This is a genomic window from Rhodococcus sp. CX (assembly GCF_015865005.1).
Classification (GTDB): Bacteria; Actinomycetota; Actinomycetes; order Mycobacteriales; family Mycobacteriaceae; genus Rhodococcus.
In genome coordinates this window covers 33345-39719 of the sequence record NZ_JADZGH010000264.1, presented here as the reverse complement: position 1 = coordinate 39719, position 6375 = coordinate 33345, and the positions used below count along the sequence as shown (strand labels likewise).

At 69.3% G+C, this 6375-nt stretch carries 4 protein-coding genes and 2 pseudogenes; all 6 read right to left on the bottom strand.

The genetic code is table 11. From position 1 onward, the window contains the following. Window positions 1-766 (bottom strand): annotated as a pseudogene (locus tag I0Q12_RS34300) (amino acid permease); the annotation flags it as partial. A 117-nt stretch (window positions 767-883) separates the two neighbouring features. Next, on the bottom strand, window positions 884-1435 hold the full coding sequence (locus I0Q12_RS29525) for a DUF779 domain-containing protein (RefSeq protein WP_197257317.1): 552 nt from the start codon (window positions 1433-1435) through the stop codon (window positions 884-886). 137 nt (window positions 1436-1572) lie between these two features. After that, complete coding sequence (adh, locus tag I0Q12_RS29520; RefSeq protein WP_197257315.1) at window positions 1573-3096, bottom strand: aldehyde dehydrogenase; 1524 nt, start codon at window positions 3094-3096, stop codon at window positions 1573-1575. A gap of 102 nt (window positions 3097-3198) precedes the next feature. After that, the gene (locus I0Q12_RS29515; protein ID WP_197257313.1) at window positions 3199-4491 is read right to left on the bottom strand and encodes a transcriptional regulator; all 1293 of its coding nucleotides are present in this window, start codon (window positions 4489-4491) and stop codon (window positions 3199-3201) included. A gap of 36 nt (window positions 4492-4527) precedes the next feature. After that, complete coding sequence (gene mftG / locus I0Q12_RS29510; RefSeq protein ID WP_197257311.1) at window positions 4528-6006, bottom strand: mycofactocin system GMC family oxidoreductase MftG; 1479 nt, start codon at window positions 6004-6006, stop codon at window positions 4528-4530. A gap of 1 nt (window position 6007) precedes the next feature. Next, window positions 6008-6375: pseudogene (locus I0Q12_RS29505) on the bottom strand (mycofactocin system glycosyltransferase); the annotation flags it as partial.

Here is a 6375-nt window from a genome sequence, read left to right as displayed (position 1 = left end):
CCGTGGCCTCCTCGGCCGCGAGCGGGACCCCTTCGACCGCGAGGAAGAACCAGATCGCGAACGGCACGGCCGCCCACACGCCGATCAGTCCGAACGGCAGGAACGCCGATGCCCCGGCCGCGCTCTCGTCGACGGGGATATCGGTCAGGTTGGCGCTGTCGAAGAGCCCGGCCGCGGACACGGCGAACACCACGAGCCCGACGAGAGCGATGGCGGTGATCACGAACATCGCCTTGAGCGCCTCACCGGCGCCGGTGAGGTGGATGCCGATGAATATCGCGTAGACCGCGAGGTACACCCACCAGCCGTCGGTGATGCCGAACAGGTCCAGTGATTCGACGTAGGCGCCGATGAACGTGGCGATGGCGGCAGGAGCGATCGCGTATTCGATGAGAATCGCTGTGCCGGTGGCGAACCCGCCCCACGGACCGAGCGCCCGCCGGGCGAAGGTGTATCCGCCGCCGGCGGCGGGCAGCGCCGAGGACAGTTCGGCCATGCCGAGCACCATGGCGAAGTACATGCCGGCGATGACGATCGAGGCGACGAGCAGGCCGCCGAACCCGCCTTCGGCCAGGCCGTTGTTCCAGCCGGCGTAGTCGCCGGAGATCACGTAGCTCACGCCGAGACCGGCGAGCAGCACCCAGCCCGCGGAACCCTTTCGGAGGCTGCGCTTCTCGAGGTACTCGCTGCTTTCGAGGTGGGCGTCGACGCCGTCGTGGTGGAGGGCTGCCTCGGCACCGGCTGCGATCGGATCGGGTGGAGCCATGGTTCCTCTTCTCGTCGACGGGAGCCCGCCGGGTCGACCGGGCACGCCGAGAACACCGCGCGATCTCACGGTACGGGCGATGTGTACATGCTGCGTCAGCGCAAGGTCACGGAAGAGTTACGAGGTGGCGCCGCGCGTGGGTGGGACGGGGCACGCGTCGGCGGCCTCGGCGACCACGGTCGGCTCGGTCGCCGGTTCCGGGCGGGCACCGGCCGCCCAGTCCCTGCCGAGCAGGGGCGCCCCGGAAATGAGTGTGGCGGAGGCGAGTGCCGCGTTCTCGTCGTCGGTGAACACGACGCCGCGGCTGAGGAACCGCAACCCCTCGGGCGCCTCCAGACTGAACCCCGAGCCGCGACCGGGTACGACGTCGAGCACGAGCCGGGTGTGCTTCCACGCGTCGAACTGGGAACCGGAGATCCACACCGGCACCGCGTCCCGGTCGCCGGGAAGCGTGGGGGCGGTCTCCCCCACCGCAAGCCGCAGGTCGAGCAGACCGAGCAGCACGTCGCGGTCGCCGACGACGAACTCGCCGTCCGGGTAACACATCGGCGCCGACCCGTCGCAGCACCCGCCGGACTGGTGCATCATCAGCGGCCCGTGCCGGTCGACGAGGCGGCGCAGGAGTTCGACGGCGTCTGCAGTGGCGACGACGCGCGGCGGAACAGGCATGCGTGCGGTCCTTTCTGGCGTCCCGACGTTCTGCTGCCCACCACCCGCACCCGAGCGAATGTATCGTTCAGTCGATTGAAGGAGACGAACGATACATTCGCTCGGGAGTACTGGCGGGTGAGCGGGCGGGCGGTCGATCAGAAGAAGCCCTGGGCCTTGGGGGCGTAGGACACCAGGAGGTTCTTCGTCTGCTGGTAGTGGTCGAGCATCATGTGGTGGTTCTCGCGACCGATGCCGGACTGCTTGTAGCCACCGAATGCCGCGTGCGCCGGGTACTGGTGGTAGGTGTTCGTCCACACCCGCCCGGCCTGGATGGCGCGACCGGCCCGGTAGGCGACGCCGCCGTCGCGGGACCACACGCCGGCGCCGAGACCGTACAGGGTGTCGTTGGCGATGGAGATCGCGTCGTCGAAGTCCTCGAACGAGGTGACCGACACGACGGGACCGAAGATCTCCTCCTGGAAGATCCGCATCTTGTTGTGGCCGCTGAACACCGTCGGCTGGACGTAGTAGCCCCCGGACAGGTCGCCGCCGAGGTCGGCGCGCTCACCACCGGTGATGACGGTGGCGCCCTCGTTCTTGCCGATCTCGATGTAGGACAGGATCTTCTCGAGCTGGTCGTTGGATGCCTGCGCGCCGATCATGGTGTCGGTGTCGAGCGGGTTGCCCTGACGGACCGCCTTCGTGCGGACCGCGGCGAGCGACAGGAACTCGTCGAAGATGTCCTGCTGGATCAGCGCGCGGGACGGGCACGTGCACACCTCGCCCTGGTTGAGCGCGAACATGGTGAAGCCCTCGAGCGCCTTGTCCTGGTAGTCGTCGTTCGCGGACAGGACGTCGGAGAAGAAGATGTTCGGGCTCTTGCCGCCGAGTTCGAGGGTGACCGGGATCAGGTTCTGCGACGCGTACTGCATGATCAGGCGGCCGGTGGTGGTTTCGCCGGTGAACGCGATCTTGCGGATGCGCGGGCTCGACGCGAGCGGCTTGCCGGCTTCCACACCGAAACCGTTGACGATGTTCACCACACCGGGCGGCAACAGATCGCCGATGACGGAGATCAGGTACAGGATCGACGCCGGGGTCTGCTCTGCCGGCTTGAGGACGACCGCGTTGCCCGCAGCCAGCGCGGGAGCGAGCTTCCACACGGCCATGAGGATCGGGAAGTTCCACGGGATGATCTGGCCGACGACACCGAGCGGCTCGTGGAAATGGTACGCGACCGTCTCGGAATCGATCTCGGAGATCGAACCTTCCTGCGCGCGAATGGCTCCCGCGAAGTAGCGGAAGTGGTCGATCGCGAGCGGGATGTCCGCGTTGAGGGTTTCGCGGATCGGCTTGCCGTTGTCCCACGACTCGGCGAGCGCGATCGACTCGAGGTTCTCCTCGATGCGGTCGGCGATCTTGTTGAGGATGATCGCGCGCTCGGCGGGCGAGGTCTTGCCCCACGCCGGGGCGGCGGCGTGCGCGGCGTCGAGCGCGAGTTCGATGTCCTCCTCGGTGGACCGGGCTACCTCGGTGAAGGGCTGCCCGGTGACCGGGGTGACGTTCTCGAAGTACTGCCCCTTGACCGGCGCGACCCACTGGCCGCCGATCCAGTTGTCGTAGCGGGCCTGGAAGGACATCAGGGCGTCGGGTGAACCGGGGCGGGCGTACACGGTCATCGGTGTCTCTCCTGCGTGTCGTCGGGCCGCACTGGGTGCGGGACGGTCGGATCGTCCCCTCGCGGGGTGTGATCCGGAACACTAGGAGCAACGGGGTTGCAACTACGTTGCGAGCTGCCGATCCAACAGATCGATCCTGGCCTTGACCTGCGCATACATCGCCGAACCGGGATCGAGGGCGGTGAGGTACGCGGACCAGGCGGTGAGGTCGTCGCGGCCGTGCACCGACGACGTCCACTGCGCCAGCAGGTGCGCATCGCCGGCGCGCAGCAGCGCCGCCTGCACGCGGGTGCGCAGTTCGTCGCGGATCTCCTCGATCCCCGGCGCGGCCGATCCGGGCAGCACCGGCCCGGTGTACAAGCGCACCGCGGTCGCGGTGTCGCCGCGGTCGAGAGCGGCACGGACGTCGGCGACATCGGTGACGAGGTCGCCGAGCAGCCGATACGGCCGCGATCCCACCCGATCCGATCCGAAGGTCTTGCGCAGCCGCGACATCTCGGCGCGAATCGTCACCGAGTCGAGTTCGGCCTCGTCGAGCAGGACCGCGAGACGGTCCGCACCGAGCCCCTCCGGATGATCGGCGAGCAGCAACAGGATCTCGGCGTGCCGCTGCGACAACGGGATCCGCTGCCCGTTGCGGTGCAGCATCGGCCGGCCCGACCCGAACGTCTCGAGGCGGGACGCCGATCCGGTCAGCAGATGCGGGGCGCTCATGAGGTGCAACCGCAGCTCCGCCTCGGCGGCAGCGACGGTCGCACGGACGAGTTGCAGCACTTCCGGCACGGCGACACGCGGACCGCCGGTGATGTCGATGGCACCCAGGATGCGGCCGCTGATCGGATCGTGCACCGGCGCCGCCGAACAACTCCAGTCGTGCACGGTCCGGTTGAAATGCTCGGCCGCGAAGATCTGCACCGAATGATCCAGCGCCAGAGCGGTTCCGGGAGCATTGGTGCCGACGTGGTCTTCGCTCCAGTCGGCGCCCTCGACGAAACTCATCGACAGCGCCCGGTCGCGGGCGGAGTGATCACCCTCGACCCACAGCAACCGGCCGCGCTCGTCGCTGATCGCGACGAGCAGACCGTCGTCGGCGGCGTCCTCGACGAGGAGTTTGCGCACGACCGGACGGATCAGCGCCATCGGATGCCCCGAGCGGTATTCCTCCAGGTCGACGCCGGTGAGCAGGCTCGGCTGGTCCACCGAATCCGGGTCGATGCCACGTTCGACGCTGCGCAACCACGAGTCGCGCACGACCGAGCGGACCGCCGACGTGCCCTCGCGCGCATCCAGGAATGTCCGGTGGGCCGACGACATGCGCAGCGCGTGTGCGGCGGCGTCGTCCCCGGGCCGCAGCGCCACCCACGGGTTCACCGACGGCTTCGTTGTCTGGGTCATCTACCGGCGTCCTCCTTGCCGACACTGTAGTCCAGGTCACACAGGTGGCGCCAAGCGCCCGGTGTGTCTTTGTGGCGCCCCCGACCGCCACAAAGACACACCGACGCGGTGGGCGAGCATCACGGCGGTGGCGTGGGGGCCGCGGCTCGGCACCTCGGGGAACACGGAGGTGTCGACGACGCTCAGACCGTCGATGCCGTGGACGCGGCACCGTTCGTCGACGACCGACCCGTCGTCCGTGCCCATCCGGCACGTGCCGGACAGGTGCAAGGACGTCCCGAGGTGCGTGGTGCGACTGCCCGTGTCGACGAGGTCGGTCATCGCGCCGAGCATGTCCGTGGCGAGGTGGACACCCTCCCGGAGGTCGGCACGATCCTGCGGGTGCTCGAGATAGCGGTAGTCCAGGACGGGCGCGGACCGGGGATCGGCGGGATCGAGCAGAATCCGTCCGCGGCTGCGGGGCCGGGTGAGCACGACGCCGAGCACCGGGTCGGCGACGCCGCTTCCCGGGATCGCCGTGCCGAACGGCACGGTGTACGGGCGCAATTCGAGGGACCGGATGTGCAGAACCGTCTCGAGCAGCGGCGCCCCCGTCGGCAGTTCACGCCGGTAGCGGTATCCGATCGCCACCTCGGGATGGTCGGTGAAGTCCCGGCCGACCCCCGGAAGGTCGTGCAGCACCGCGATTCCGAGTCGCCGCAGTTCGTCGGCGGGGCCGATGCCGGAGAGCATCAGCAGTTGCGGCGAGTGCACGGCACCCGCACACACCACGACGTGACCGGCCGTGATCTGTCGGGTGCCCGCTCCGTCGGCGACCTCGACCCCCACCGCGCGACCGTTCGCCAGGACGATCCGCAGCACCTCCGTGCCGGTGGCCACCGTCAGGTTCGTCCGGCGCAGGACCGGCAGCAGGTACGCGAGCGCGGGACCGACGCGCATCCCGTCGCGGATGTTGAGCGGGACGCGGCCGACGCCGTCGGGGCCGGGAGCATTGAGGTCGTCGACGGCCGCGAATCCCGCCGCGACCGCGGTCTCGTGGAACGCGGCGGACACCGGGTGCAGCCGATCCCACGGGACCCGCCCGACCGGCACGGGACCGTCGCTGCCGTGCAGGTCGCCGGGAAAGTCGGAGTCGGTTTCGAGGGCTCGGAAGTCGGCGAGCACCTCGTCGTACGCCCACGACGCCGGCCAGCGGGCGAGATCACCGGGCCGGGCCCGCACGAAGTACGCTCCGTTGACGGCACCGGAACCGCCGAGGACCCGTCCCCGCGCCACCGTGGTGGCGACCTCGGCGGTGAGCCGCGCCGTGTAACGAGTCGCCCAGACACTGCCCGGACCGACGGGAACGATTGTAGCAGTGCGGATTTCGTCCGGCGTCTCGTGCACGGTCCGGTACCCGGGTCCGGCCTCGACAAGCAGCACGGATCGATCCGGATCGTCGCTGAGCCGTGCCGCGACCACGGACCCGCAGCTTCCTCCACCGACCACGACGACGTCGGCGTGCGCCGGCAGCACGTCAGTTCCGGATGTCGGGGATCAGTGCGGCCGGGTCGCGGGCATCGAGCGCACCCTTCCACAGTCCGGCACCGTATGCGAGATCGTCGAGCCGTCTGTAGAGCACGTAGCGCACGGGGTCGAGACCGCCTTCCTCGCGATGCCCGAACCAGTCCCAGAGTCCTTCCGCGACAGCAAAAGCCGCGACCGTCCGCCGTATCCGGGAGGAGAACAGCGAAGCGACGAGGGTGACCGGCCAGTAGTGCCGGCAGAGAGCTGAGGCGAGCTGCCACATGCCCCCGGCGAAACCCTGCGCGGTGAGCACCGCGGCGATGCGGGTGGGCTGGTCCAGTTCGGTGAACATGCGCCGCAACCGCAGCAGGGTCACGA

What these genes read in the sequence shown, in the direction of transcription:
- adh (WP_197257315.1), bottom strand. Translation starts at nt 3,096, where the DNA reads ATGACCGTGTACGCCCGCCCCGGTTCACCCGACGCCCTGATGTCCTTC.
- I0Q12_RS29525 (WP_197257317.1), bottom strand. Translation starts at nt 1,435, where the DNA reads ATGCCTGTTCCGCCGCGCGTCGTCGCCACTGCAGACGCCGTCGAACTC.
- I0Q12_RS29515 (WP_197257313.1), bottom strand. Translation starts at nt 4,491, where the DNA reads ATGACCCAGACAACGAAGCCGTCGGTGAACCCGTGGGTGGCGCTGCGG.